This is a genomic window from Streptomyces sp. WAC 06738, assembly GCF_003945505.1.
Lineage (GTDB): Bacteria > Actinomycetota > Actinomycetes > Streptomycetales > Streptomycetaceae > Streptomyces.
The window spans coordinates 1,716,898-1,742,618 of the sequence record NZ_CP029618.1; the positions used below are offsets into that span (position 1 = coordinate 1,716,898).

Here is a 25,721-nt window from a genome sequence, read left to right on the forward strand (position 1 = left end):
AACGCGGATACGGCCATGCCCAGTTGGGCATCAAACAGGCGTCCGGCGGCATGCGACAGCGCTCGGCCGCGGACGCACAACCCCGGGAGGCACCCGTGCCCCATGCCGCAGGAAGCACGGACCCCGTCGACGTCGTCGTCGTAGGCGCAGGACTCGCCGGTCTCTCCGCGGCCCAGCACCTCGTCGGAGCGGGCCTCGACGTGACGGTGCTGGAGGCGGACGAGCAGGTCGGCGGGCGGATGACCACCGACCACGTCGACGGATTCCGGCTGGACCGCTCGCTGCAGTTGCTCAACACCTCGTACCCGGAACTGCGTCGCCTGCCGGGGCTCGCGGAGGTGCCGCTGTGCCCGCTCGACGGGGACGTGGTGGTCTGCGGGGGCGGGCGGCGGCAGCGTATCGGCGGATCGAGAGGCACGGGGGGCGCGTTCACGGCGGCGAGCGCGTTGGCCAGCGCCGCGCGTGCGCCCCGGGGCGCCGTCATCGACCAGGCGTGGCTCTCCACGGCGCTGGCCCGGCTGGCGACCGTACCCACGGCGCGGCTGCTGGCCCGGCCGGAGCGCCGGGCCGCGGACGCGCTGGCGGCGCGCGGGCTGCCGCCGCGGATGGCGGCGGGATTCCTGCGGCCGCTGCTGGTGGCGCTCCTCAACGACCCGGCGCTGACGACGTCGAGCCGCTCGGCGGACCTGGCGCTGCGGTCGTTCGCGCGGGGGCGGCTGTGCCTGCCGGTGGGCGGCGCGGCGACGGTGCCGCGGAAGCTGGCGGCGGGGCTGCCGCGCGGGACGGTGCGGACGGGAGTGCGGGCGGTCTCGGTGTCGACGACCGCGGTGCGGACGGAGGAGCACGGGGTGCTGCGGTGCCGTTCTGTGCTGGTGGCCACGGGCGCGCGGGCGGCGGCGGGACTGCTGCCGGGGCTGCGGCTGCCGGGGTTCCACCCGGTGACGGTGCTGCACCACAGCGCCCCGGTGGCGTCGCTGCCGGGCGGGGACGGGCCGGCGGAGGGGGAGGCCGGTGCGGACGGTACGCCGGCGGGTGACTTCGAGGCGCGTTCGGCCGGGGTACGGGGGCAGATCCCGGGCGACCTGCGGCAGGCGGCGCTGCTGGTGGACGCGGAGGGGGCGCGGGGGCCGGTGTCGCACACGGCGGTGGTCAGCGGCGCGGACGCGTCGCGGGCGCCGCGGGGGCGGGCGCTGGTCAGCTCGGTGGTGCTGGGCGAGGACGCGGGCCGGCCGGCGCGGGTGCTGGACAAGTCGGCGCGGCGGCAGTTGAGCGAGCTGTACGGGACGTCGGCGTTCGACTGGGAGCTGGTGGGAGCGCACCACGACCCGGAGGCGATACCGGCGATGCCGGCGCCGCACGACCTGCGTCGGCCGGTACGGGTGCTGTGCGGCCTCTACGTCTGCGGCGACCACCGCGACACGAGCAGCCCCCAGGGCGCCCTGCACTCGGGCCGCCGCGCCGCCCGGTCCCTCCTCCGCGACTTCGGCCTCACCCCGACGACGACCACGACAGCCGTCCCGGCAGTCGCCTAGCAGGAACGGTTCTCCATCCCCGGAGCGGCGCTCCCCGCCGAGAGCACCGCTCCGAAGCGGGGACATCGCTCCGTAGCGAGAGCAGCGCTCCAGATCGAGAGCACTGCTCCGCGACGGAAGCACCGCTTCGGGGCCGGAGGAGCGCTCCGAAACGGGACCGCCGCACCGAGAGAGCGGTGCTCCGCATCGGGAGCACCGGTCCGGCGCGACCGCCCGCCGGCCCCGCGGCCGCCCCGCACAGCGCGGCCGCGGGGCGGCCCGCCTACACCGCCAGGGCCGCGACCCGTTCCCGGTACGCCCGTACCGGAGGCGCGTCGCGGTACGGCTCCAGGCGGCGCTCGAAGTCGCGGACGTACTCCGCCGCCCGGGCCGAGCGCATCTCCGCCGCCTGCTGCGCCGCCTCCGCGCCCAGCACGCACGCCTGCTCCACCTCGCCCAGACCCAGCCGCGCCGTCGCCAGCACCAGCCGGCAGAAGACCCGGCTGCGCGCGAATCCCGCCGCCCGAAGCTGCAGCGAGCGCTCCGCGTGCTGCGCCGCCGCCCGGTACTGCTGGAGGTCCCGGTGGCAGTGCCCGAACTCGTCCGCGAGCTGCGCCTCGTCGAAGAAGCGCGCCCAGTGCGGCGCCTCCTCCCCCGGCCGCGCCGACTCCAGCGCCCGCTCCGCCCGCGCCAGCGACGTCGTGCACGCGCGCACCTCGCCCAGCAGCCCGTGCCCGCGCGCCTCCGCGGCGTGCAGCAGCGCCTGCACCACCGGCGGCGCACCCCCGCCGACGCCCTGCTGCGCGACCCGGGTCAACTGCACCGCCTCCCGGCCGTGCCCCAGGTAGACCGCCTGGCGGCTCATCGTCACCAGCACGTAGCTGCCGTACGCCCGGTCCCCCGACGCCTGCGCCAGCCGCAGCGCCTGGACGAAGTACCGCTGGGCCAGCCCGTGGGCCGCGATGTCGTACGACGTCCAGCCCGCCAGCCGCGTCAGGTCCGCGGCGGCGGAGAACAGCCGGCGCCCCGTCGCCTCGTTGTACGTGCCGCGCAGCATCGGCTCGACCTCGTGCTCCAGATACCGCACGAGGGCCTGCCGCGCGTGCCCGCCGCCGTAGGCGTTGTCCAGGGCCCGGAACATCTCGGCGACCGACCGCATCGCCCCGATGTCCCCCTGGGTGACCCGCTGTCCCGGCGCCCGCGCTCCCGGCCCGCCCCAGCCCGGCCCCGGGTCCCCGCGCCCGGCGGCCACAGCGCCGGCAACGCCCGCACCCGCCACGCCCCCGGGTCCGCCCGAAGCGCCCGGCCCCGTACCGACGCCGACACCGGCACCGACGCCGACGGCGACACCGCCGCCGAGGCCCACCCCGGGACCGCGCCCCTGCGCCGGCACCCGCACCGCGCCCGGCGGCCCGGCCGGCACCGCGGCACCGGGTGCCCCGCGCTGCTGCAGCTCCCGCGCCACCTTCTCGTCCGGCCTGCCGATGAGCCAATCCCGGCTCGGCACAACAAGACCCGCAGGAGTGAACGCGATTTTCCGCAGCTCCGCCTGACTGCCCGTGTCCTTGCGCCACAGCCCGCTCACGATGTCGATCGCCTCGGTGGGCGTCGCGGCGAACTCCAGTCCGGCGTACACCGGTGCGCACGCGTCGAGCCCGAGGTCCTGCGCGGTCAGCCGGCGGCCGAGCCGCCGGGTGAACACCTCGGCGATCAGCGCAGGTGTCGTGCCGCGCGGCTGCTGGCCGCGGAGCCATCGGGTCACCGACGTCTTGTCGTAGCGCAAGTCGAGGCCGTGTTCGAGCCCTAGCTGATCGACTCTGCGGGCGAGCCCCGCGTTGGAGAACCCGGCCTCGGAGATGAGTGCCGCGAGCTGGCGGTTGGGGGGCCGCTGTGAAGGTCGTTCCGTCGTCACCTGTGGGGTCTCCTGCCTGGCCTCCGGGAACGGCGCGAATGTAGCGGCGAAACAAGCCTCACTCGCCGCTTTCGTCCCAGCTTCATTCGATCGTGTGAGGAGACCTGGGTGCAGGGCGGGAACGTATACCGCCGTACAGTGGCAGAGGGTCGGCTGGAATACCGCCAGCCGCATATGCCGAGCGGAGGCACACACGCCGCCCGGCGCGAGCTGCGCGAACAGCGCGAGGAGGGCACCGTGGGCGAGCTGCGCTTCGTTCACCTGGGGTTCGGCGAGAACGCCGTGGAGTACCTGGAGGCTTGGCAGGAGCAACGGCGCGTGCACGCCGCCCGCTTCGCCGAGGAGATCCCCGACACCTGTCTTCTGCTGGAGCACCCGCCGGTCTACACCGCGGGCCGCCGCACGGCCGAGGACGAGCGCCCGCTCGACGGCACCCCCGTGGTGGACGTCGACCGCGGCGGGAAGATCACCTGGCACGGTCCCGGCCAGCTCGTCGGCTATCCGATCCTGAAGCTGCCGCGCCCCGTGGACGTCGTCGCGCACGTACGCCGGCTGGAGGAGGCCCTCATCCGCGCCTGCGCCGACTTCGGCCTGGCGACCACCCGGATCGAGGGCCGCAGCGGCGTCTGGGTGCTGGGCGACCCCGTCGAGCAGCGCGCGGAGCTGGGCGGGCTGGCGCTGGACTTCGACCCCCGCCTCTCGGACGAGGAGTACGACCCGCGCCTGGCCGGTCCCGAGTACGCGCCGTCCAACGCCGGCCAGCGGCGCGAGGACCGCAAGCTGGCCGCGATCGGCATCCGCGTCGCCAAGGGCGTGACCATGCACGGCTTCTCGCTGAACTGCAACCCGGACAACACCTGGTTCGACCGGATCGTGCCGTGCGGCATCCGCGACGCGGGTGTGGCCTCGCTCTCCGGCGAGCTGGGAAGAGACGTACCGGTGTCGGAGGTTCTCCCCGTCGTGGAGAAGCATCTGCGCGAGATCCTGGAGACGGCCGAGCCGCTCCCCCGCGCGGTCTGACTCCCCATTTCAGAGGCGTACGCTGGAGAACGCCGAGGAATCGAAAGCTAGGAGCCCGGACGTGTCCGCTGTCGCACCCGACGGTCGCAAGCTGCTCCGCCTGGAAGTCCGCAACAGCCAGACCCCCATCGAGCGCAAGCCCGAGTGGATCAAGACCCGCGCGAAGATGGGGCCCGAGTACAACGCGCTGCAGAAGCTCGTCAAGGACGAGGGCCTGCACACGGTCTGCCAGGAAGCCGGCTGTCCCAACATCTTCGAGTGCTGGGAGGACCGCGAGGCGACGTTCCTGATCGGCGGCGAGCAGTGCACCCGGCGGTGCGACTTCTGCCAGATCGACACGGGCCGCCCGGCCGAGCTGGACCGCGACGAGCCGCGCCGGGTCGCCGAGTCCGTGCAGCGCATGGAGCTGCGGTACGCGACGATCACCGGCGTCGCCCGCGACGACCTGGAGGACGGCGGCGCCTGGCTGTACGCGGAGACCGTGCGCCAGATCCACGCCACCACCCCGGGCACCGGCGTGGAGCTGCTCATCCCCGACTTCAACGCCGAGCCGGAGCAGCTCGCGGAGGTCTTCTCCTCCCGCCCCGAGGTGCTCGCGCACAACATCGAGACCGTCCCGCGGATCTTCAAGCGCATCCGCCCCGGGTTCCGCTACGAGCGGTCGCTGGAGGTCATCACGCGCGCCCGCGAGGCCGGCCTGGTGACGAAGTCGAACCTCATCCTGGGCATGGGCGAGGAGCGCGCGGAGGTCAGCCAGGCGCTGCGGGACCTGCACGAGGCGGGCTGCGAGCTGATCACCATCACGCAGTACCTGCGGCCGTCGCCCCGGCACCACCCGGTGGAGCGGTGGGTGAAGCCGCACGAGTTCGTGGAGCTGCAGCAGGAGGCCGAGGAGATCGGCTACGCGGGCGTCATGTCCGGGCCGCTGGTGCGGTCCTCGTACCGGGCGGGACGGCTGTACAAGCAGGCCATGGAGAAGCGCGCGCAGCCCGCGGCGTGAGCCCCGGGAACCGGGCCGGCAGCGCCGCCGGCCCGGGCGCCCCGGCGGTCTTCACCCCGCTTTGACCGCCGGGCCATGCCCTGGTAACACCTCGGGGTGAGCATGGAACCCAGCTTTGACTTCCCGACCGCCGAGGGGGGCCGTCATGCCGTCGTCACCGTCGTCGTTACCGTCCTGGCCGCCGCACCGGCCCACCGTCGCCGGGTTGCTGCGCACGATCGAAGGGGTGCTGCTCCGCGGCGAGCAGCGCACCGCACGGCGTAACGCCTGGGACGCCGTCCTGGAGGACCGCCGCCGGGCCAGCGCCCGCCGGGAATCGGAGTCGGCGGTGTCGCAGGCGGACCCGCCGCCGGGCGGTACGTCCGCTCTGCCCCGGTAGCCACCCCGCCCCGCCACCGCCGGGACCCCGTCCGCACCCCGCCCGGCTCCCGGCACCGCCCCGATCCGGCCGTCCGGAGCCGGGCCCGGTCTGACCCCGGGCCCGGCTGGCCGTAGAATTCGCGGCATGGCCAGCAGTGAACCCACACCCGAGAACACCGGGCGTCTGAAGCAGATCGCCCTCACGTACAAGATGACCAGGCGGGCCGACCCCAAGGTCGGTCTGATCGTCGCGGGCGTGGGCATCCTGGTCCTCGGTGCCGCCCTGGGCATCGGCTTCCTCATCGGGCACCCGATCTACCTGGGCATCGTGGGTTTCCTGCTCGCCCTGCTCGGCATGGCGATCGTCTTCGGGCGGCGCGCGGAGGCGGCGGCGTTCGGGCAGATGGAGGGCCAGCCGGGCGCGGCCGCGGCGGTGCTGGACAACATGAAGCGGGGCTGGACCGTCACCCCCGCGGTGTCGATGACGCGGCAGCAGGACGTCGTGCACCGGGCCGTGGGCAAGGCGGGGATCGTCCTGGTCGGCGAGGGCAACCCGAACCGGCTGAAGGGCCTGCTGGCGGCCGAGAAGAAGAAGATGAACCGGGTCGTCGCGGACGTCCCGGTCCACGACATCGTCGTCGGCAACGACGAGGGCCAGGTGCCGCTGAAGAAGCTGCGGGCCACGCTGGTGAAGCTGCCCCGGGTGCTCCAGGGCCCGCAGGTCACGCAGGTCAACGACCGGCTGAAGGCGCTGGGCGACCTGATGAGCAATATGCCGATCCCGAAGGGCCCGATGCCGAAGGGCATGCGGATGCCGAAGGGCGGCGGGAAGCTGCGCTGAGCGCGGCGGATCGCGTACGGGGACCGTACGGGGACGGGGCAGCCCCCGCGAGGGGGGCTGCGGCGCCGGGAGAAGCGACCTCGGCAGAAGGCCCGCGTCAGAAGCCGGCCAGACCCGGAAAGCCGGAAAACCCCGAGCGAGAAGACCCCCGGCCCGGCACCCGGCCCGGGCGCCGGCCCGCGCCGGCCTCGCTCAGAACCGCACCTCGACGGCGCGGGCGATCCGGTCGTGCAGGCCGCGGGTGTCGCGGTCGAAGACGACGGCGGGGATCAGCAGGCAGAGCAGCACCGAGCGCACGACGGTGCCGACGAAGCCGAGCCGGGCGCCGCTCTCGGCGACGACGCGGATGCGCATGATCCGCTTGCCCGGCGTGAAGCCGAGGGTGCCGACCAGCAGCACGGTCATCACGAAGAAGACGACCATGGTCCAGAGCCCGAGCGACCGGCTGTCGCCGCCGGCGAACAGTCCGTAGGCGATGAGCTGGCAGAGCAGCCAGTCGACGACCAGCGCCGCGATCCGCCGGCCGACCGGCGCGACCGAGCCGGGCCCGGTCTCGGGCATCCCGAGGCGCTGGCCCCGGTAGCCGAAGTCGACGCCCATGTCCTCGGCCGCCGAGCGGGGGCCGGAGAGCCACGAACCTATTGCCTGCCGCTTCTCCGCGTCATCCACGTATCCACGGTACTGCCCGGCGCACGCGGCCCCTCCTCGCCCCCTGCCGACGGCCCGGGACCGCATACGATTCCGGCCACCCGGAAGGCCGCCGGGGCCGCCTTCCCCGGCCTGGCCGGGGGCGGTGGTTAACATCGGCGAAACAAACGGGTCATGCCCGAGAAATCCCGGGTGCCTAGGCTCGGGCGAGCATGCCGGCACGCCGGCACGCGCACCTCGCGCAGGCTCTGCAGGCTTACCCGTCCCCTCGCGGCGGGACATAGGAGGAGTGGGATGTTCCAGAACGCCGACGAGGTCCAGCAGTACATCGCGGACAACGACGTGAAGTTCGTCGACGTGCGTTTCTGCGATCTGCCGGGCATCATGCAGCACTTCACGGTGCCCGTGGACGTCTTCGAGCCCGACGGCCAGCTCATGTTCGACGGCTCGTCGATCCGCGGCTTCCAGGCCATCCACGAATCCGACATGGCGCTCGTGCCGGACCTCTCCACGTCCCGCCTCGACCCGTTCCGCAAGGACAAGACGCTCAACGTCAACTTCTTCATCCACGACCCGATCACCGGCGAGCAGTACAGCCGCGACCCGCGGAACGTGGCCAAAAAGGCCGAGGCGTACCTCGCCTCGTCCGGCATCGCCGACACCGCGTACTTCGGCCCGGAGGCGGAGTTCTACGTCTTCGACGACGTCCGCTTCGAGACCAAGGCGAACGCCGGTTATTACCACATCGACTCCGAGGCCGGCGCCTGGAACACCGGGGCCATCGAAGACGGCGGCAACCGGGGCTACAAGGTCCGCTACAAGGGCGGCTACTTCCCCGCCCCGCCGGTCGACCACTTCGCCGACCTGCGCGCGGAGATCTCCCTCGAACTCGCCGCGTCCGGCCTCCAGGTCGAGCGCCAGCACCACGAGGTGGGCACCGCGGGCCAGGCGGAGATCAACTACAAGTTCAACACGCTGCTGGCCGCGGCGGACGACCTGATGCTCTTCAAGTACATCGTGAAGAACGTCGCCTGGCGCAACGGCAAGACCGCGACCTTCATGCCCAAGCCGATCTTCGGCGACAACGGCTCCGGCATGCACTGTCACCAGTCGCTCTGGGCCGGCGGCGAGCCGCTCTTCTACGACGAGCAGGGCTACGCGGGCCTGTCGGACACCGCCCGCTACTACATCGGCGGCATCCTCCGCCACGCCCCGGCGCTGCTGGCCTTCACCAACCCGACGGTGAACTCCTACCACCGCCTGGTCCCCGGCTTCGAGGCCCCGGTCAACCTGGTCTACTCCCAGCGCAACCGCTCGGCGGCGATCCGCATCCCGATCACCGGCGCCAGCGCGAAGGCCAAGCGCATCGAGTTCCGCGCCCCGGACTCCTCGGGCAACCCGTACCTGGCCTTCTCCGCGATGCTGCTGGCGGGCCTGGACGGCATCAAGAACAAGATCGAGCCCGCCGAGCCGGTCGACAAGGACCTCTACGAACTGGCCCCCGAGGAGCACGCGGCGGTCCCCCAGGTCCCGACGAACCTCCCCGCGGTGCTGGAGTCCCTGGAGGCCGACCACGAGTTCCTGCTCCAGGGCGGCGTCTTCACGGCGGACCTCATCGAGACCTGGATCGACTTCAAGCGCACCCAGGAGATCGCCCCGATCCAGCTCCGCCCGCACCCGCACGAGTTCGAGCTGTACTTCGACGTCTAAAGAGCAGGGCCGGCGACCCGGGCGGAAGCCCTGGGAGCCGGCCGTGCACTGTGCCGCGAGGGCCGTGCCCCCACCTGGAGTGGGGGCACGGCCCTCGTCGGCTCACGGGGGCGGGCGCCAGGTGAAGCCGGTGACGGCGGCGGCCCGTGAGCGACGGGGTGTCAGAGCCCGCGTCTAATGTTCCGTCACATGCCCTCAGCCACGACGACGTACAGCTACCGGGCCTCGTCCGCCTTCGATTCCGCCGTGCACGCCCTGGCGCTGCAGACGAGCGGCGGACGTACTCCGGCCGGTGCCGCCGCCCACCCCCACTTCTTCGACGGGACCCTCGTCGAGTCCCAGGCGTCGGCCGCCGCGTTGCTGGCCGTCGCCGATGTGGCGGCCGCTCGGTACCACGATCCCCGGCCGGCGGGTTCCGCGAGCCTCGATCCCGTGGTCACGGCAGGGGGCGGCTGGCTGCGGTTCGAGTCGTTCTCGGGCTGCTGCGGCGTGCACGCCCGGCTCGACGTACCCCCGGCCGGACTGGACGGCGGAGAGGTCGGCCGCGGCACCACGAACGTCGACGTCAATCTCCCCCTGCGGGACGCCCTCGGGCGGCTGGCCGGCCGTGAGCCGCTCGGCCTCACCGTGGGACCAGGCGAACTCACCGTCCGGGCCGGCGGCGATCCGATCGTCGAGAAGAAGGTCCCGCTGCCCGATCGCTGGATACGCGGCTTCGCCGAAACGCCGGTCATCGTCTCCCGGTTCGACCTCCGCGCCGAGTTGCCCGCCGCCGAGGCCGTCCGCTTCCTGCGCGCCCTCCCGCGAGCCGGTTCCGGGAACGCCTCGCGCGGCGCGGAGTGGGTGGTCGCCGCCAACGGGCGACTGCGCACCACGTCCCGGCCCGCGCCGGGGGCCGTGTGCCTGCCCGGGCCGCAGCGCCTCACCGCGCTGCGCCGCGTGCTGCGCCACGCCCGGGGTCTGCGCCTCTACGGACCGCCGGTCACCACCCGCAGCGCCGCGCAGGCCGCGGCGTGGGAGGTGTCACTCCCGGCCGGCCTCCGGCTGACGCTCACCCTGTCGCCCGAGACGGGCCGGGGGTTCTCCGGGGAGGGGACGGTGCTGGACGATCTCAGCGGGCCGGACGTCGAGGCCGACGCGGAGCTGCTGTCCGTGCTGCTCGCCTGGGACTCCCGGATCGACACCGCCGAGCTGGCCGCCGGAGCCGGGCTGACGGTCGGAAGGACCCGTGCCGCGCTCACCCGCCTCGGAGTCGACGGCCGGGTGGGCTACGACCCCGCCGCGGCCGCGTACTTCCACCGCGAGCTGCCGTTCGTCCCCGGCCGGACCGAGGACCACAACCCGCGGCTGCGGGCCGCACGCGCGATCCTCGCCGCGGGCGGAGTGCGCGGCCTGGGCCCCGGCCGCGCGGAGGTCACGACCGCCGACGGGCACACGCACCGGGTGCGGGGGGACGCCGGAACCGCCGGTGCCGCGTTCGCGTGCACCTGCCAGTGGTGGGCCGAGCACGAGGGCCGCCGCGGGCCCTGCAGTCACGCCCTCGCCGTACGCATCGCCACGGACGCCCCGGGAACCGGAGCGATGACTCCTGACGGCCCGGAAGCGGTCCGGAGCCGCTGACCGACCCGGCACCCGCGCGGCGCGCCCGGCGCGCACCGCATCGCGTCGGGGCCCCACGACGTACCGACCGCATCACCGCACGGAGGAGCGCCGCCGCACATGTCCGACCATCCGCTGTTCACGCTCATCGACAAGGGGGACTATCTCGCCGTCCCCGATGCCCTCGCCGCCATGACGGCGGACGAGCGCCGCTTGGTGGTTCCCGGGTTGAAGTCCGCCCGCTCCTCGCTCAGCAGGGTCACCCTGTGGACCTACGACGACCCGCGTCGCATCGCCGTCCAGCTCGCCGGCGCCGGGTGCCTCGCCACTGCCCCGGCCGTCGCCGAGTGGCTGCTCAAGGGCAAGACCCGGGTCACCTCCATTCCGGGCTGGCGGCCCGACACGGCCCTCATCGCCTGCCTCTTCGCCGACGGGCCCGACACCCGCGATGCCGGGTTCCAGGCCGAACTCGTCCGCCGGCTCGCCGACAGCCGCCTCGACGAGGGCGAACTGCCCTATTACCGCCTGGTCGTCGAGCTCATCCGGCGCTCCGGCTGCCCGGTGCCGACGTCGGACGCGTTCGTCCTGACGTGGGCGAGGGAGACGGCCGGCCGCTACGACATCGACACCACGCCGCCGACCTGGGACGAACGTCCGCTGGCCACCGTTCTCGCGGACGACCCGTTCCTGCGGCCCCTCGCCTACCGCCTCTTCGAGATCGACGGGGTGCCGGGCTACACGAATCTGAGCCCGTACGAGCGCGACGACCCGATGTACTCCTGGCCCGCCGCGCTCACGGCGCTCGCCCGCGACGGCGAGCTGGACGCCGGGCGTCTCCACGACGCCGTGCTCGCGTCCCTGGTCCGGGGCACCGGAGCGGCCGCGGACGTCCGGTTCCGGCTGTGGACGCTGGAGGAGCTGGCGCCCCCGGCCAAGGAGTGCGCGGCGTACGAGGACGATTACGTCCGGCTGCTCCTGGACGGCCCGTCCACCGTCGCCGCCCACGCCCAGCAGGTGCTGCGCGGGATCCTCACCCCGGCCCGGGTCGTCGACGTATCGCGCGACGTGCTGCTCCGCCCGGAGAAGAAACTCGTCCGGGCCCAACTGGCCTGGCTCGACGGGGTCGTCCGGCAGGAGCCGGCGACCAGGGGGGCCGCGGTCGAGGTACTGGCCGGGGCCCGGGAGGCGCTGGAGGACGCGGCGCTGCGGGAGCGGGTGGAGAAGCTGATCGCCCGTCACCTGCCACGGGGCGCCGAGGCGCCCGCACCGACCGCGCTCCCGGAACCCGAACCCGATGTCACCCCGCCCCCGCCGCCGAAGGCTTCGCGGCTCGACGGCCCGGCGGACGACGCCCCGGAGGACGTCGCGGCGGCCCTGCGGGTCTGGTGGCGCCGCCACCAGGACGACGGCCCGTTCGAGGACGCCCTGCTGGACCGCCTGATCCGGCACGCCCACCGGGACCACGAAGCACTCGCGGCGGCGCTGCAGGCGGGGATCGCCGATCACCTCGACTGGTTCTCCCGGGTCGCGCACGAACCGTGGAACCTCCTGGGGGTGGCGGCAGCCGTGTGCGGGGTGCCGTATCCGGGCAGCGGATCGATACACGACACGATGGTGGAAATCCGGGGCCGGGAGCTGGTCGACCGGCTACGCAGGGGCATCCCTACCCCGTTCCCCCTGGCCACCGCCACACACGACGACGGCACGATAGAGACGGCCGAACTCGTCGCGCGGATCGCCGAGTACGAACGGCTGGGCGTCGAGCCCGGACCCGTGGACCTGGCGGAGGCGCTGCTGCGGACCGTACCGGAGGCCGATCCGGCCACGCGGACGGCCGCTGACGCGCTTGCCTCACCCGCGGGGCGGCGGCTCGCGGACCGGCTCGGGAGCGGTGGGCGGAACCCGCATCCGGGCGCCTTCCCCGAGCCGTTCGCCACCCTCCTGGCAGGCCCCGGCCCCGCGAAAGGACGCAGCCCGGTTCATGCGTCCTCGGTGTTCCCCTGCCGCCCGGAGGATCTCCCGTGCGACCCCGACGTCCAGGCCGACTGGGCGTGGTACCTCGCGCGCCGCAACGGCGCACGCATGGACTGCCCGCACCTGGTGCGGCTCGCCGCGCTGCCCGGCCCCAAGGGCGAGGCGACGCACCGCGCACTGGCCGCGGGGCTGAACGACGACCGCCGCGAGAGCCGGGCGGCCGCGGTCGACGCCCTGGTGGTCATGGTCTCGCGCGACGAGCTGGACCATGGCCGGCTGGCCGCGGCCTTCGGTGAGCTGACGGTGCCGATGGCCGCGCGCCTCGCGTCCGCGCTGCGGGACGCCTCGGCGGCCGTGGGGGCGAGGCGGGTGTGGCCCGTGCTGCCGGGCTTCCTTCCGCGGCTGCTGCCGTCCGGCGCGAGCGTCCGCGGCCTGGGCGATCTGCTGGCCCTGGCCACGGACCTCGCCGTCCGTGCCGGGGCGCGCGAAGAGATCCCCGGCCTGGCGGAGGTGGCGTCCCGGCCGCCGAAGTCCCGCCTGGTGAAGGAAGCACGCCGGCTGCACGGTGTGCTGGCCGGGTGACGACCGGCCGGGGGCGCGGTGGTGCCCCCGGCCTTCGGCGGCGTGCGGCCTCCGGTCAGGGGCGGGGGCCCGTGTAGCGGAGAATCCACAGGCCCTGGTTCTTGTCGGTGATGTAGATGTAGCCGCGGCGGTCCACCACCACGTCCTCCGTCTGCAGGGCGAGTTCGCCTTCCGGCATCGGGCCGTAGCGGCGGGTCGGTTCCGGGGGCATGAAGTGGCCGGCTTCCCGGGGGAGACGGGGGTTGGAGACGTCGTAGACGCGGAGGCCCGCGTTGAAGTGGGCGACGTGGAGCAGGCCGTCGTGGCGCTGGACGTCGGGGTGGTGCTGGTGGTGGTTGATGTTGTGCGGGCCGCTCCAGCCGCCGCGGGTGGAGAAGTCGGGGTAGCCGGCGCCCCGCGGGGGCGTCGGCACGGGGAGCAGGGAGAGCAGGAAGGGCTGCCGCGGGTCGGAGATGTCGACTATCGAGGCATGGTGCGCCGGGCCCGTGCCGTACGAGATGTCCTCGGAGTTGGCGAAGGCGATCTTCCGGCCCGGGACCGGCAGGACGCCGTGGACGCCGAAGCGGCTGTGGAACGGCGGGCTGAACGACAGGCGTCCCACCTGCCGGGGCCGCGCGGGGTCGGCGATGTCGAGGACCACCAGGCCCGCGCCGCCGTACGGCAGGTAGACCAGGTTCCCCACCGGATACGGCGGTCCGTGCAGGGACACGTCGTGGCCGGCCGAGCAGCAGAAGCCGCCCGCGCCTGCTTCGCCGGCCTCGCCCCGTCCCGGGCCCGCCGGGGCCGGTTCGTCGTCCCGCTGGCCCGGCACCCACCAGCGGCCGGCCTCCCGCGGCCGGGACCGGTCGGAGATGTCGAGGATGACGTAGATGTTGCCGCTGAAGCCCGGTGCGCCGGCGGCCAGATGGACGTAGCGGCCGCCCGGGTAGAGGTTGCGGTGGGTGCCGGTGCCGCCGGTGCGGTAGTGGCCCAGCCGGCGCGGGCGTACGGGATCGGCGATGTCCCAGATCAGCACGCCCTCCTCGAAGGGCGCCGCGGGGTCGCCGCCGAAGTTGGGGAAGACCTGCTCCAGTGCCGTGACCATGGTGTCGCCGTGCAGGTCGACCTGGAGGGTCCAGGTGTTCTCCGGCCCCGGTACGTAGGCGACGACCTCGGGCCGCGCGGGGTCGGTCACGTCGACGACGCTCCAGCCGGAGTCCCAGAAGTGCCCGGTGTAGAGGTACCAGCGGCCGCGCTTCTCCCGTACGGCCATCTTGAACGCCGGCCGGTGCTCCAAGTCGCTGTAGCCGACCGCCTCGACGTGACGGGCCCGGCCGGCCGGCACGGCCGCCGCCGCACCCCCGTCGGCCGCCGCGGTACCCGGCGCCGCGGCACCCGCAGCGCCCGCCGCCGCGCCCGCGAGTGACGCCCGCAGCGCACCCCGGCGCGATATCCCCTGCCTGTCCGTCATCGGCCCCTCCGCATCTTCCGTGGCGTGGTGGCACCAGCGTCCGGGGCGGAACCAAGCCGGGTCCAATACCCGTTTCACGGGCTCTGAGACAGAACGGATATGACACGTGGTCGACCTCAGACAGATGCGGTACTTCATCGCCGTCGCCGAGGAGTTGCACTTCGGCCGCGCCGCCGCCCGGCTGCACATGGCGCAGCCGCCGCTCAGCCGGCAGATCCGCCTGCTGGAGGGGGCCGTGGGCGCCCGGCTGCTGGACCGCAGCCGCCGCAGCGTCGCGCTGACCGCCGCCGGGCGGGTCTTCCTGGCCGAGGCGCGGGCGACCGTCCGGCAGGCGGACCGCGCGGTCGAGCTGACCCTGCGGGCCGCCCGCGGCGAGACGGGGCAACTGGCCGTGGCCTTCATCGACGCGGCCATCTACAGCGTCATCCCGCCCGTGGTGCGCCGGTTCTCGCAGGTCCGCCCCGGCGTCGAGCTGAGCGTGACGGAGCTGCGCATCCCCGACCAGATCCGCGAGGTGGCGGAGGGCCGGCTGCACGCGGGGTTCGTCCACCCGCCGGTGCCCGATCCGCGGCTGGCGGTGGAGACGGTGTTCACGGAGGAACTGGCGGTGGCGCTGCCCGCGGGGCATCCGCTCGCCGTACGGGACCGGGTCGAGGTCGCCGAGCTGGCGGGGACGCCGCTGATCCAGTTCCCGCGGGAGATCAACCCGCCGCTCTTCGACGACATCGTCGCCCTGTGCCGGGCCGCCGGTTACACCCCGCCCTCCCTGCGCGAAGCCTCGCCCAAGCAGACCGTCATCGGCCTCGTGGCCGCCGGGCTCGGGGCGTCCCTGCTGCCCGCCTCGCTGGAGAACCTGCGCCGCGACGGCGTCGTCTACCGGCCCCTCGCCGGGCCGGGCCTGACCGTCGACACCTCGGTGATCTGGCGGCGTACGGACCGCGATCCCGTGCTCCACGCCTTCCTGCGCGTCGTACGGGAGGTGTGCCGCGCCGAGCACGCCGGGCCCGCGGATCCCGTTCCCGTTCCGGACCGCTGACCCCGCCGCCCGGTCGCCGCACCGACACGGCCGGCCCGGCGCGGAGAGTCCGCGCCGGGCCGGCGTGTGTGCGTCCCCTCGGGGGGTGAGGGACGTCGGTGGCCGGCCCGTCCCCGCCGGTCGGGCCGGCCGGGGACGGGGGTCAGCCGGTCAGTCGGTCGTGGATGATGCCGGCGTACGCCTCCTCGCCCCGGGCGTTGGGGTGGAGCGGTGCGGCCGGTGCGGTGGGCACGTAGCCCTCGACCCACTTCTTCTCCGGCGACTGGCAGGAGTCGTGGCCGCGGCTCGGGGTGAAGACGTCGACGTACTCGGCGCCGTGGGCCGCCGCGCGGTCGGCGATGACGCGGTTCATGTGGTTGACGCTGCCCTGGAGCCAGTCGGCGTCGGGAGCGAGCACCGGCTGGTACGGCCAGCAGCCGCCCGGCTTGATGTAGTCGCCGTACCCGGTGACCAGGACACGGGCCTGCGGGGCGCGGGCGTGGATGCCGTCGAGGACGGCGCCGAGCTTGGGGCCCATGGCCTCGATGCGCTGGGCGACGGTGTCGACGCCGCCCTCCATGAAGCCGTCCTTGCACCGGTCGCCGAGCGGGTTGAGCTGCATGCAGTCCTGCGCGACGCCGACGAGCCCGGCGTCGTTGCCGCCGATCGTCAGCGTGACCAGGGTGGTGTCCGCGCTCAGCGCGTCGAACTGCGGGGGTGCCTCGCCCATGTCCACGTCGAGCAGCGAGAGCGACTGCGGCTGCGTCATGTGGTCGGTCTTGGCGCCGCTGCACGTGACGTCGCGCAGTTCGGCGACGTCGAGCCGGTCCGCCAGTTCGTGCGGGTAGTTCTCGGTGGAGCGCCCGCAGGCGAGCGGTCCGGTGGGGAGCGGGATGAGCGGGCCCGAGGCCATCGAGTCGCCGAGGGCGACGTAGACCTCGCCGGCGGCGGAGTCCGCGGCGGCGGAGTCCGCGGCGGCGGAGTCCGCGGCGGCCGGGGCGGCCGTGCCGGCGACGACGAGGCCGGTCGCCGCGGCGGCGCCCAGCGCGCCCTTGAGGAGTTTCGGCAGCACGTTCATCGGCGGCTCCCGGCGGTGGGGGTGGGTGGGGCGGAAAGTTGTGTCGTGCACATGATGCAGACGGGCCGGGCTGCGCTTAACTGGTCAGTAACGCAGACTTCTCCGGGAGCCGTTGTGACGCGTGACAACACACCGCTGTGTATCGGCGGCAGCCCGGTCGACGCGCGGCTGCGGGCCCGGGTGCCCGCGCTCACCCACCGCGTCGTCGACCGGCTGCTCACCGAACTGCCCGTGTACGCCGCCCTGCCGCCCGAGGAGGTCGCGGGCGACATCGCCGACATCGTGCAGCGCAGCCTGCGTCTCTTCGCCGACGTGCTGCAGCGCCGCGGCCCGGCGCGCGACGACGAGCTGGTACGGCAGCGGGAGTCGGCCGCGCAGCGCGCCGAGGAGGGCGTGCCGCTGGACGCCATCCTCAGCGCGTACCAGATCGGCACGGCCATGGGCTGGGAGGAGATCTCGGCGGAGGCGCGGCCCGCGGACTTCGCCGACGCGCAGGAGGTGCTGCGGCATCTCTTCGTGCTGCAGCGGCAGTTGGTGGCGGCGGTCAGCGCCGCGTATCTGGAGGCCCGGCAGGTGCTCGACGTCCAGGAGCACGCGCCGCGGCACGCGCTGCTGGCCGCGCTGCTCGCCGGGGAGCCCCTGGAGGGCATCGCCCGCCGCACGGGGCTGCGGCCGGCGCCGCGGTACGTCGCGATGACGCTGTACGTCGCCCCGCACCCCGACGAGCACTCCCCCGGACCGCGGTCCCGCATCGCCGCCCGGCGCAAGATCCGCCGGCTGCAGACGGCGCTCAACGGCTTCGCCGGCGAAACGGCGCTCACCGCGCTCGACGCCGGCGGCGGCACCGCGCTGCTGCCGGTGGCGGAGGAGCCGCCGTGGGCGGCGCTGTGCGGGCTGATCGACCGTACGGAGACGGCGGTCGGGGCGGCGGTGACGGCGGCGGCGGCCGGGGCGGCGCCGGACGGGCTGCCGGCGGCGGTGGCGCAGACGGCGGACATCGTGGAGCTGGTACGGCGTACGGACCGGCCGCCGGGCCTGTACCGGCTGGCCGACGTGCTCCTCGACTACCAGCTCAGCCGCCCGAGCGAGGCGCTGACCGGGCTCGCCGGCCTGCTGCAACCGCTGGCCGGCCGCCCGGAGTTGCTGCACACCCTGGAGACGTACCTGGCGCGCGACCTCGACCGCCGCGGCACGGCCGCCGCGCTGCACGTGCACCCCAACACGGTCGACTACCGCATCCGCCGCATCGCCCTCCTCACGGGCCTCACCCCGACGGTCCCGGCGGACGCCCGCCGCCTGAGCGCGGCGTTGGTGGCCCGCCGCACGTTACGGGCCTGACGGCCCGGGGGCGGGGGGGGGAGCCCGGGCGTGGAGCCGGTGGCCAAAGGGGGGTCAGGCTGTACCCACACACGCGGCACGCGGCACGCGGCACGCGGCCCCTCACGCCGCGTTGTGCGCCGTCACCAGCCAGGCCGGGGCCCTGAGCAGGACTCCCTCCGGGGTCGCGTACGGGGTCAGGGCCTCGCGCAGGGCCTCGGTCGCCTTCGCCTTCGTCCCCCCGTCGAGGTCCGCCATCGCCTCCCGCACATGCGGCCGGTTGAGGACGAAGTCCAGCGCCTCCCCGACCCCCGCCCCCAGGTCCATCGGCTCGTTCTCCGCCTCCAGCCGTACGTCGACGAAGCCCGCCCCGCCCAGCACCTCCCGCACCCGGTCGGGGTCGGCCAGCGAGTTCGGGCCCGGCTCGTTCACGCCGCCGGACTTCGGCACCGTGACGTACCGGCCGAGGGCCGCGCGCGGCACGGCCGAGTACTCGCTCTCCTCCGGCGCCCGCCAGCACACGAACGCCAGCCGCCCCGCCGGCCGCAGCGCACGCCGTACGTTGGCGAACGCCGCCACCGGGTCCGCGAAGAACATCACGCCGTGCCGGCTGATCGCCACGTCGTACGCGCCGCCGGCGAAGTCGTGCACCTGCGCGTCCGCCTGCTCGAAGCGCACGTTCCCGACGCCCTCCTCCGCCGCCCTCGCGCGCGCCTGCGCGAGCATCGCGGCGGACAGGTCGACGCCCAGCGCCGAGCCCTCGGCGGCGAGCGCCGCGGCCACCCGGGTCGTCTGGCCGCAGCCGCAGCCGACGTCGAGGACGCGGTCGTCCGGCTGCACGTCCGCGCCGGCGAACAGCCGCTCGCTGTAGCGGAACATCGCCGCGTTGTACTTGTCCTCGTACGCGACCCAGTGGTCGCCGTTGGCCCCGTTCCAGTCGAGGGTCCGCGCGCTCTCCGCCACGTCCGCCGCCTCCCGCCGTTCCGCCCGATCCGCCCCTGCCGCCGCTGCTGACGGTCACCGTACGCCCGTACCGAGCCCGCCGAGGCCGTCACCTCACACGGAACACCGGCCCCCGCGCGACGAACGGCAGCGACGCCCCCGCCGGGATCAGATACGCGTGCTCCCTGCGCACCCGCAGCACGTCGCACATGCCGTCGGTGATCACCAGCACGGGCGCCGCGCCCGGGAAGTCGTCCGCCCGTTCCAGCAGGTCGAGCCCCGGCTGGAGGACGGTCCCGCCCCGGCCCCTCACCCGCACCCGGCCGGCGATCTCCGTCGGCGGCAGATAGCCCGCGTCGTACGGCGTGGCGTCGCAGAAGATGACCCGCGCCGCGGGCACGTCACGCGCATCCGCGTACGACGCGATGGCACCCAGTGCCTTGCCGAGCAGCGTGCGGCTCATGGAGCCGGAGGTGTCGAGGACGACGCCGAAGGTGCAGCGGGCGACCTCCTCGGGCGGGAAGTAGCGGCCCGCACGCGGGATGTCCGGGGTGGCGGCCTGCCTGCGGGCGGGGCGCGCGAAGGTGCGCACCGGCTCCGCCCGGGGCACGAACTCGTCGAACCAGCGGGCCAGCAGCGCGTCCCACGGCAGCGGCGGCTGCGCGAGCGCCCGGATCTCCTCGATCAGCCCGGCCGGCAGCAGCCCGCGGTCCTGGCCGCGCTCGTGCAGGTCGAGCCCGCGCTGGAGCCCGCGCCGGTAGAACTCGTCGAGGTCGACGTACGCGGCCGCCGGATCCCGCGGCACCAGCGGCTCGCCGAGTACGTCGCCGAGCCCCCGGCCGCGCGGCGTCGCGAGCCGGCGGCGCTGGATCCTGAGGTCGGCGGCGAGGCGGTCGTAGACCTCCTCGGTGGAGAGGCCCGCGAGCCGCGGGTCGTGCAGCAGCCCGGCGGGCATCTCGCCGACGCGCATCTCCAGCAGCCAGCCGTTGACGACGAAGTCGGCGGCGATGTTGAAGAGGTACGGGTCCCGCGCCCCGCGGCGCTCGCCGTGGCGCAGCGCGGCGTGCAGCATCTCGTGGCCGAGGATGAAGCGCCATTCCTCGTCGGAGTGGTCCTTCAGCGGGTTGACGTAGATCTCGCCCGCGGCGGCGTCGACGGCGGCGACGGAGATGTCGTGCGCGCGGGCGAGTTCGGCGTCGGCGACGACGGTCATGCCCGCGGCGATCCCGCCGAGCAGCGGGTAGGAGGAGACGAACCACTCCAGCGCCCGCTCCCACGGCCGCCGCGGCGCCCGCGCGCCGGTGAGCGAGTCGCGCCGGCCGCCGGCGACCTCCATGGCGGCGGACATCGTACGGGCGAGGGCGTGCGCGAAGTCCTTCTGCCAGTCCGGCGGCGCGGTGCCGGGCCAGCCGTCCCACGGCAGCAGCAGCACGTCGGGCTCGTCGCCCGCGGCGCCGCAGCGCTCGTACTCGGGCGGGATGCCGTCGCGCCGCCAGCGGGCGGCGAGTTCCTCCTCGCCGCCGCCGGGGTAGTGCGCGGGCAGGTCGGCGGGCGGGCGGCCGGTGCCGAAGGAGAGAAGGAAGCGGTTGACGACGGTGCAGCGGGCGGCCTGCTCGTACCGGTCGGGCTGGGTGCGCTCGCCGCGGGCGGCGGGGGCGTGGCCGAAGCCGAGGTGCAGCAGGCAGTGGGCCAGCGCCCAGGTCCACTCGGCGGGCTCGGCGCGGCGGGTGGGGTGGGCGTGGACGGTGCCGTACGAGTCGACGCGGGCGAGGCCGTGGGCGGGGGCCAGTGGGTCGGCGGTGCCGGAGACGATCGTGGTGCCGCCGGTGCCGGTGCCGCCCGGAGCGGCGCCGGTGCCCGCCGCACCCTTGCGGACGACCTGTGCGCCGAGGGCGCGCAGGGCCGGGTTCTGCATGGCTTTTGCGAGCCCGGCGGAGAAGGCGCGGGTGGCCGGGTCGTCGCGCTGCTGCGCCTTGGCCTTCCCGCGCCGGCCCGCCGCCCGGTTCGTACGGCTCATCTGCGGGCTTCCACCAGCCGCGGCATGTCCCTGGCCGCCTCCACCAGGAACCAGGCGGGCAGCACCGGCTGCCCGTCCGGGTCCTCGGCGATGACGGTCTGCGCCACCTCCACCGATATCTCGGCCAGTTGGACGAGGAGCGCCTTCGCGCGGTACGCGGTCTCGCGCACGGCCGGCGAGGCGTGCTCCTTGCTCGCGGGCAGCTCCTTGACGAGCCGGCCGCGGAACGCCTCGGCGAGGTAGTAGAGCAGGTCGCGGTCCTCGGTCCGGCGGGGCCAGGAGGCGTCGCCCTTGAGGATGGCCTCGACCCCGTACCGGTGCCGGACGATCTTGACGTACCCGCAGAAGGAGACGGCGTGCGCGGGCGTGAGCGTGCCGTGCGCGACGGTCTTGAGGGTGGCGTCGTCGAGGGCCGGGCCGAAGGAGTGCAGCGCGTCGGAGAGCATGTGCCACGAACGCGGGGTGGAGAACGGCTCCTCGGTCTTCGGCGGCTTGGCCCACAGGTGGTCGGGGCGGTCGGTGAGGTAGTCCGTCACCCAGGGGTGGATGCCGTGCTCGCCGGCCCAGACGAGCCAGTCGGTCGCGGACGCCTCCAGGTGCACGTGGGCGAGGCGGTTGACGAGCGCGGAGGCCATGGGGCGGGCGAGCGCGTTGTCGGTGGCGCGGTTGCCGGCGCCGATGACGATGCTGCCCTCGGGCAGCTCGTAGGTGCCGATGCGGCGGTCGAGGATGAGGGAGTAGAACGCCTTCTGCACGTCGGGGGTGGCGGCGTTCAGCTCGTCGAGGAAGAGGCAGTACGCCTCGTCGCGGGCGATGGCCTCCGGCGGGCAGAAGACGCTGCGCCCGTCGCGGATCTGCGGGACGCCGATGAGGTCTTCCGGGGCGAGCTGGGTGCCGATGAGGCTGACGCAGTCGAGGCCGAGGGAGTCGGCGAACTTCCGTACCAGCGACGACTTTCCGATGCCGGGAGCGCCCCAGAGGAAGACCGGGCGCACGGTGGCGAGCCCGAGCAGCAGCTCGGGGATCCGGGCGGGGGTGACGGTGACGGCTGCCTGCACGCGGCGGGCTCCTGATTCGGTCGGGTGCGGCGCGCGCAGGGAGTGTGCGCCGTGTCGGGACCTCCAGTGTGGGCGGTGGACGGCACGCGGCGCAGCCGGTTTTCCGGTGGGCGGGGGGACGCGTGGGCGGGGGACGCGTGTGCGCGGGCGCGGGGCGTACGGCACGAAGGCTTCTGGCCTACGGGCCGTGCCCCGCGCCCGGTTCGCGGTCGGGCCGGATCGGGTCGGCGTGGGGTCAGCGCGGAATCAGCGCGGGGTCAGGATGCTCGCGGCGCGGTCAGATGAGCGGGAGCAGGCTGCGCACCAGCCGGCAGGTCGTCAGCGAGGGCGGGTGGACGCCGATGCGCTCGGCGGTGTGGCGTATCACCTCGTTGCGGGCGCGCTGCGGGGTGTAGACCCCGGTGTCGAGCAGGGCGATGGCGATGCGCATGGCCTTCAGCATGCGGTTGTGCGCGACATACCACTCACGCGGCATACCTGCCGGAAGCGGCTTCTTGGGCAGGGGTGTCGGGGCGTACGCCACTGGCATGGGCGACCTCCTCGGCCTCGTCTTGGCCCGTCTTCACTCCCTCTATTCTACCGCCTCCGACTGACAAACTCCCCTGGTCACAGGTCATTTCGGGATACCAGTTCGAATGCGCAGAGGTGCACTGGGGCCCCGTTCGGCACCGTCCGCCGCCTTGCGGCATGCTGGCACCGATGACCACCACAGAACCCCCGCTCCCCGCCGTCACCGCCCCCCGCACCCGTACCGTCGCAGAACTGGACGGGCGGCTGTGCGAGTGCCGCGCCTGCCCGCGGCTCGTCGCCTGGCGGGAGGAAGTCGCGGCGACCAAGCGCAAGGCGTACGCCGACTGGGACTACTGGGGCCGCCCCGTGCCCGGCTTCGGCTCCGCGGACGCCGCGATGCTGATCATCGGACTCGCGCCCGCCGCCCACGGCGGCAACCGCACCGGGCGGATGTTCACCGGCGACCGCTCCGGCGACGTCCTGTACGCCGCCCTGCACGCCACCGGCTTCGCCAGCCGGCCCACGGCCACCCACCGCGGCGACGGCCTGACCCTGCGCGGCGTCCGCATCACGGCCCCCGTCCACTGCGCCCCGCCCGAGAACAAGCCGACGCCCACCGAGCGCGACACCTGCCGCCCCTGGCTCGTCCGCGAGATCGAGCTGCTGCGGCCGACGCTGCGCTCGGTGGTGGTGCTCGGGTCGTTCGGCTGGCAGGCGGCGCTGCCGGTGCTGGCGGCGGCGGGCTGGGAGGTCCCGCGCCCGCGGCCGGTCTTCGGCCACGGCGCGCACACGACGCTGCGGCGGCCGGACGGGGGTGCGCCGCTGGAACTGTACGGGTGCTACCACGTCAGCCAGCAGAACACCTTCACCGGGCGGCTGACGCCGGCGATGCTGGAGGAGGTGCTGGCGGCCGCGGGGGCGGCGGCGGGGCTGTAGCCGGGGGCGCGGCGGCAAGCGGGGGCCGGGGCGGCCGGGCGCTCGCCGTGCGGTGTCAGTGGGAGCTCCCATACTGGGGCGCATGACACCTGACCAGCTTCGCGCCGCCTGCCTGGAGCCGAACGGGGCCGTCGAGGAGTGGCCCTTCGACCGGCATCAGGCGATCTCCGTCTTCAAGGTCGGCGGCAAGATGTTCGCGCTCAGCGAGCTGGCCGCCACGCCGCTGTCGGTGAGCCTGAAGTGCGAGCCGGACCTGGCGGTGCAACTCCGCGCCGCGCACCCCGAGATCGTCGGCGGGTACCACCTGAACAAGCGCCACTGGAACACCGTCCGCCTCGACGGCGCCGTCCCCGAGGAGCTGGTGCTGGAGATGATCGAGGACTCGTACGACCTGGTGGTGGCCAAGCTCCCCCGCGCCCACCGCCTCACCCTGGACTGGCCGGGCGACCGCCACCGCCCGCCCCCGGGCGCGTAGCCGGGGCGCGCGGAGGCCGCGGGCGGGGCCGCGCGCCGGGTGGCGGCGGGCCGCCCGGCTACCGGGCGATCACCTCGCCGAAGCCCGGGAACTCACCGCCGAACCCGGCGCGAGCGGCGGTGACGTTGAAGGAGCCGGTCGTCGTGATGCCGCCGGCGGTGCCCCGGCCGTGCCAGACGAAGCCTCCGGCTGCCCTCCACGGAGCGCCCACGGTCAGGTCGGCCCTGCCGTCGCGGTTGCGGTCGCCGAGCGCGACCTCGTTGCCGAACCCGTCGCCTTTCGCGGCGGCCCCCGGCACCCCCGCGGTGTTCCGGTGGAGCAGCCGGGCTCCGGCGCCGGTCAGCCCGTTCGCGGTGCCCGGCAGCAGCGTGACGGTCCCGGCGAACGACTTGCCGTCGAAGTCCTCGCCGGGTACGCCGATGGCCACCTCGGCGCGGCCGTCGCCGTCCGTGTCCGCGACCCCGACCGACGCGCCGAACCGGTCGTCCGGCTCGCCGCCGCCCGGGATGCCCGCGGTGCCCTGGTGGATCCGCTGCGGCCGCTGCGTTTCGTCGATGCCGTCCGGGCCGCCGTACCAGACCTGGACCGTGCCGCCGACGGCCCACGGCTGCCGGCTGTTGCGCGGCTCGTCCGGGTATCCCGTCACCAGATCGCCGTAGCCGTCGCCGTCGACGTCCCCGACCTCGCCGGTCAGGCCGCCGGCGTCGGTGAGGCGGGTGCGGGTGTAGCCGTCGCCGGTCCAGTCGTCGACGTAGATGCGGCCGCCGGGGTTGCCGCTGATCAGACCGACGAACACGATGCGCTCGGCCTGCGGGTCGGCGTCCACGTTCCCGTAGGCACCGCCGCGGGTGGTGCCGAACAGGGGATCGCGCCGCTGACTCTGCGGCCGCCCTTCGCGGGTGAAGGGCCCCAGGAGGTGGAAGGCCGCGCAGCGGGCGGCCACGCTGATCTCGGGCGCGCCGTCGCCGTCGAAGTCGCCGGCGTACAGGCCCTCGGCGAGGTTGCAGCCGGTGTCCGGGACGTTCGCCACCTTCACCGCGGCGCCGCCGCTCAGCCCCCGGGGCCCGCCCCAGAGCAGGGTCAGGGTGCCGCGGTCGACGTCCCCGCTCACGTTCTCGCGCGACGCGCCGACGAGCAGGTCGGCGTAGCCGTCGCGGTCGAAGTCGTCGACGGCCACGGTCTCGCCGAAGTAGTCGTCTTCCTCCGGCGCGCCGGGGACGCCGGCGGTGCCCTGGTGGTACACGGCGCGCCGGCTCCCGTCCGGGCCTGCCGCGGAGCCGTAGAGCACGGCCACGGCCCCGGCGTAGGACTTGCCGGACACGGTGGCCGCGGGGTTTCCGATCACCACGTCGCGGTAGCCGTCGCCGTCGAAGTCGCCCTTGAGCCCGCTCGGGGCCGCCGCGGCGGGTGGTGCGGCCACCGCCGTCAGGCCGCCGCCGGCGAGGGCGACGGAGGTGGCGAGCGCCACGAGGGCACGGCGGCGGGGCTGACGGATCACCTGGGGCCTCCCGGTCGGTGGCGGACGATCTCCGCGGGTGTGGGGGAAGACCTGTGTGGCGGGGTGAAGGTTGTACGGCCGTAAGGCAGTTGGGACACGCGCGGGGGTGGTCGGCAACGGGCGGGGGGAGCGGGCCTGCCGGCGGCCCTCGTGGTGGTGGCCCCCGGCCCGTACGGTCCAGTCGACGTCGTCGAGGATGACCTGCCCGGTGCTGCAACGGGTGCCCCGTACCTCCGCGCCGCGGGTGCGGAGGTGCGGGGCCGCCCGT

Annotated in this window: 21 protein-coding genes; 12 read left to right on the forward strand and 9 right to left on the reverse strand. The window is 74.5% G+C overall.

Going from position 1 to position 25,721, the window contains the following annotated elements:
• Positions 1-95 precede the first annotated feature (95 nt).
• Entirely contained in the window at positions 96-1,532 is a 1,437-nt protein-coding gene (locus DMB38_RS07195) for an NAD(P)/FAD-dependent oxidoreductase (RefSeq protein WP_125934443.1), read from the forward strand.
• Between the two features lie 262 nt (positions 1,533-1,794).
• Here the strand turns inward: DMB38_RS07195 and DMB38_RS07200 are convergent, their stop codons facing one another.
• Positions 1,795-3,423 carry a regulator gene (locus DMB38_RS07200; protein ID WP_125934444.1) on the reverse strand — a complete coding sequence of 543 codons (1,629 nt, stop codon included), beginning with the start codon at positions 3,421-3,423 and terminating at the stop codon, positions 1,795-1,797.
• Between the two features lie 237 nt (positions 3,424-3,660).
• On the opposite strand from DMB38_RS07200, the gene lipB reads away from it, so the two are divergent.
• The 4 genes from lipB (at position 3,661) to DMB38_RS07220 (ending at position 6,644) form a co-directional block, all read left to right on the forward strand.
• The gene (gene lipB, locus DMB38_RS07205; protein WP_125938869.1) at positions 3,661-4,443 is read left to right on the forward strand and encodes a lipoyl(octanoyl) transferase LipB; all 783 of its coding nucleotides are present in this window, start codon (positions 3,661-3,663) and stop codon (positions 4,441-4,443) included.
• Between the two features lie 61 nt (positions 4,444-4,504).
• On the forward strand, positions 4,505-5,443 hold the full coding sequence (gene lipA, locus DMB38_RS07210; protein WP_047015362.1) for a lipoyl synthase: 939 nt from the start codon (positions 4,505-4,507) through the stop codon (positions 5,441-5,443).
• 145 nt (positions 5,444-5,588) lie between these two features.
• Positions 5,589-5,822 carry a hypothetical protein gene (locus DMB38_RS07215; protein WP_125934445.1) on the forward strand — a complete coding sequence of 78 codons (234 nt, stop codon included), beginning with the start codon at positions 5,589-5,591 and terminating at the stop codon, positions 5,820-5,822.
• Positions 5,823-5,948: 126 nt separating this feature from the next.
• On the forward strand, positions 5,949-6,644 hold the full coding sequence (locus DMB38_RS07220; RefSeq protein WP_018837591.1) for a DUF4191 domain-containing protein: 696 nt from the start codon (positions 5,949-5,951) through the stop codon (positions 6,642-6,644).
• A 192-nt stretch (positions 6,645-6,836) separates the two neighbouring features.
• Here DMB38_RS07220 and DMB38_RS07225 read toward each other — a convergent pair whose 3' ends face one another.
• Positions 6,837-7,313: an RDD family protein gene (locus DMB38_RS07225; protein ID WP_125934446.1), complete on the reverse strand. Its 477-nt coding sequence runs from the start codon at positions 7,311-7,313 to the stop codon at positions 6,837-6,839.
• Between the two features lie 273 nt (positions 7,314-7,586).
• Between DMB38_RS07225 and glnA the strand changes: the two genes are divergently transcribed.
• The 3 genes from glnA to DMB38_RS07240 all read left to right on the forward strand — a co-directional run bounded on the left by glnA (position 7,587) and on the right by DMB38_RS07240 (position 13,157).
• Complete coding sequence (gene glnA / locus DMB38_RS07230) at positions 7,587-9,002, forward strand: type I glutamate--ammonia ligase (RefSeq protein ID WP_047015365.1); 1,416 nt, start codon at positions 7,587-7,589, stop codon at positions 9,000-9,002.
• Between the two features lie 189 nt (positions 9,003-9,191).
• Positions 9,192-10,622, forward strand: coding sequence for an SWIM zinc finger domain-containing protein (locus DMB38_RS07235; protein ID WP_240662011.1), 1,431 nt, complete (start codon positions 9,192-9,194; stop codon positions 10,620-10,622).
• Between the two features lie 99 nt (positions 10,623-10,721).
• Positions 10,722-13,157, forward strand: a complete 2,436-nt coding sequence (locus DMB38_RS07240) for a hypothetical protein (protein WP_125934447.1) — start codon at positions 10,722-10,724, stop codon at positions 13,155-13,157.
• A gap of 55 nt (positions 13,158-13,212) precedes the next feature.
• Here the strand turns inward: DMB38_RS07240 and DMB38_RS07245 are convergent, their stop codons facing one another.
• Entirely contained in the window at positions 13,213-14,607 is a 1,395-nt protein-coding gene (locus tag DMB38_RS07245; RefSeq protein ID WP_125934448.1) for a hypothetical protein, read from the reverse strand.
• A 106-nt stretch (positions 14,608-14,713) separates the two neighbouring features.
• Here DMB38_RS07245 and DMB38_RS07250 point away from each other — a divergent pair, with 106 nt between their 5' ends.
• Entirely contained in the window at positions 14,714-15,643 is a 930-nt protein-coding gene (locus tag DMB38_RS07250) for a LysR family transcriptional regulator (RefSeq protein ID WP_125934449.1), read from the forward strand.
• Positions 15,644-15,785: 142 nt separating this feature from the next.
• On the opposite strand, the gene DMB38_RS07255 is transcribed toward DMB38_RS07250, so the two are convergent.
• Positions 15,786-16,700, reverse strand: coding sequence for an SGNH/GDSL hydrolase family protein (locus DMB38_RS07255; protein WP_125934450.1), 915 nt, complete (start codon positions 16,698-16,700; stop codon positions 15,786-15,788).
• A gap of 114 nt (positions 16,701-16,814) precedes the next feature.
• Between DMB38_RS07255 and DMB38_RS07260 the strand changes: the two genes are divergently transcribed.
• The gene (locus DMB38_RS07260) at positions 16,815-18,038 is read left to right on the forward strand and encodes a helix-turn-helix domain-containing protein (RefSeq protein ID WP_125934451.1); all 1,224 of its coding nucleotides are present in this window, start codon (positions 16,815-16,817) and stop codon (positions 18,036-18,038) included.
• 102 nt (positions 18,039-18,140) lie between these two features.
• Here the strand turns inward: DMB38_RS07260 and DMB38_RS07265 are convergent, their stop codons facing one another.
• The 4 genes from DMB38_RS07265 to DMB38_RS07280 all read right to left on the reverse strand — a co-directional run bounded on the left by DMB38_RS07265 (position 18,141) and on the right by DMB38_RS07280 (position 22,563).
• On the reverse strand, positions 18,141-18,980 hold the full coding sequence (locus tag DMB38_RS07265; RefSeq protein WP_125934452.1) for a class I SAM-dependent methyltransferase: 840 nt from the start codon (positions 18,978-18,980) through the stop codon (positions 18,141-18,143).
• A gap of 88 nt (positions 18,981-19,068) precedes the next feature.
• Positions 19,069-20,976, reverse strand: coding sequence for a hypothetical protein (locus tag DMB38_RS07270; RefSeq protein ID WP_125934453.1), 1,908 nt, complete (start codon positions 20,974-20,976; stop codon positions 19,069-19,071).
• Complete coding sequence (locus tag DMB38_RS07275; protein WP_125934454.1) at positions 20,973-22,034, reverse strand: MoxR family ATPase; 1,062 nt, start codon at positions 22,032-22,034, stop codon at positions 20,973-20,975. The genes DMB38_RS07270 and DMB38_RS07275 overlap by 4 nt, the downstream gene beginning before the upstream one ends.
• Before the next feature lie 277 nt (positions 22,035-22,311).
• Positions 22,312-22,563 carry a hypothetical protein gene (locus tag DMB38_RS07280; protein ID WP_047015375.1) on the reverse strand — a complete coding sequence of 84 codons (252 nt, stop codon included), beginning with the start codon at positions 22,561-22,563 and terminating at the stop codon, positions 22,312-22,314.
• Positions 22,564-22,733: 170 nt separating this feature from the next.
• Here DMB38_RS07280 and DMB38_RS07285 point away from each other — a divergent pair, with 170 nt between their 5' ends.
• Both DMB38_RS07285 and DMB38_RS07290 read left to right on the forward strand, forming a co-directional pair.
• A complete protein-coding gene (locus DMB38_RS07285) occupies positions 22,734-23,480 on the forward strand; it encodes a uracil-DNA glycosylase (protein WP_125934455.1) in 747 nt (248 codons plus the stop codon).
• A gap of 82 nt (positions 23,481-23,562) precedes the next feature.
• Positions 23,563-23,955, forward strand: a complete 393-nt coding sequence (locus DMB38_RS07290; protein ID WP_125934456.1) for an MmcQ/YjbR family DNA-binding protein — start codon at positions 23,563-23,565, stop codon at positions 23,953-23,955.
• 58 nt (positions 23,956-24,013) lie between these two features.
• Here DMB38_RS07290 and DMB38_RS07295 read toward each other — a convergent pair whose 3' ends face one another.
• Positions 24,014-25,453, reverse strand: coding sequence for an FG-GAP-like repeat-containing protein (locus DMB38_RS07295; protein WP_164715933.1), 1,440 nt, complete (start codon positions 25,451-25,453; stop codon positions 24,014-24,016).
• Positions 25,454-25,721: the final 268 nt, after the last annotated feature.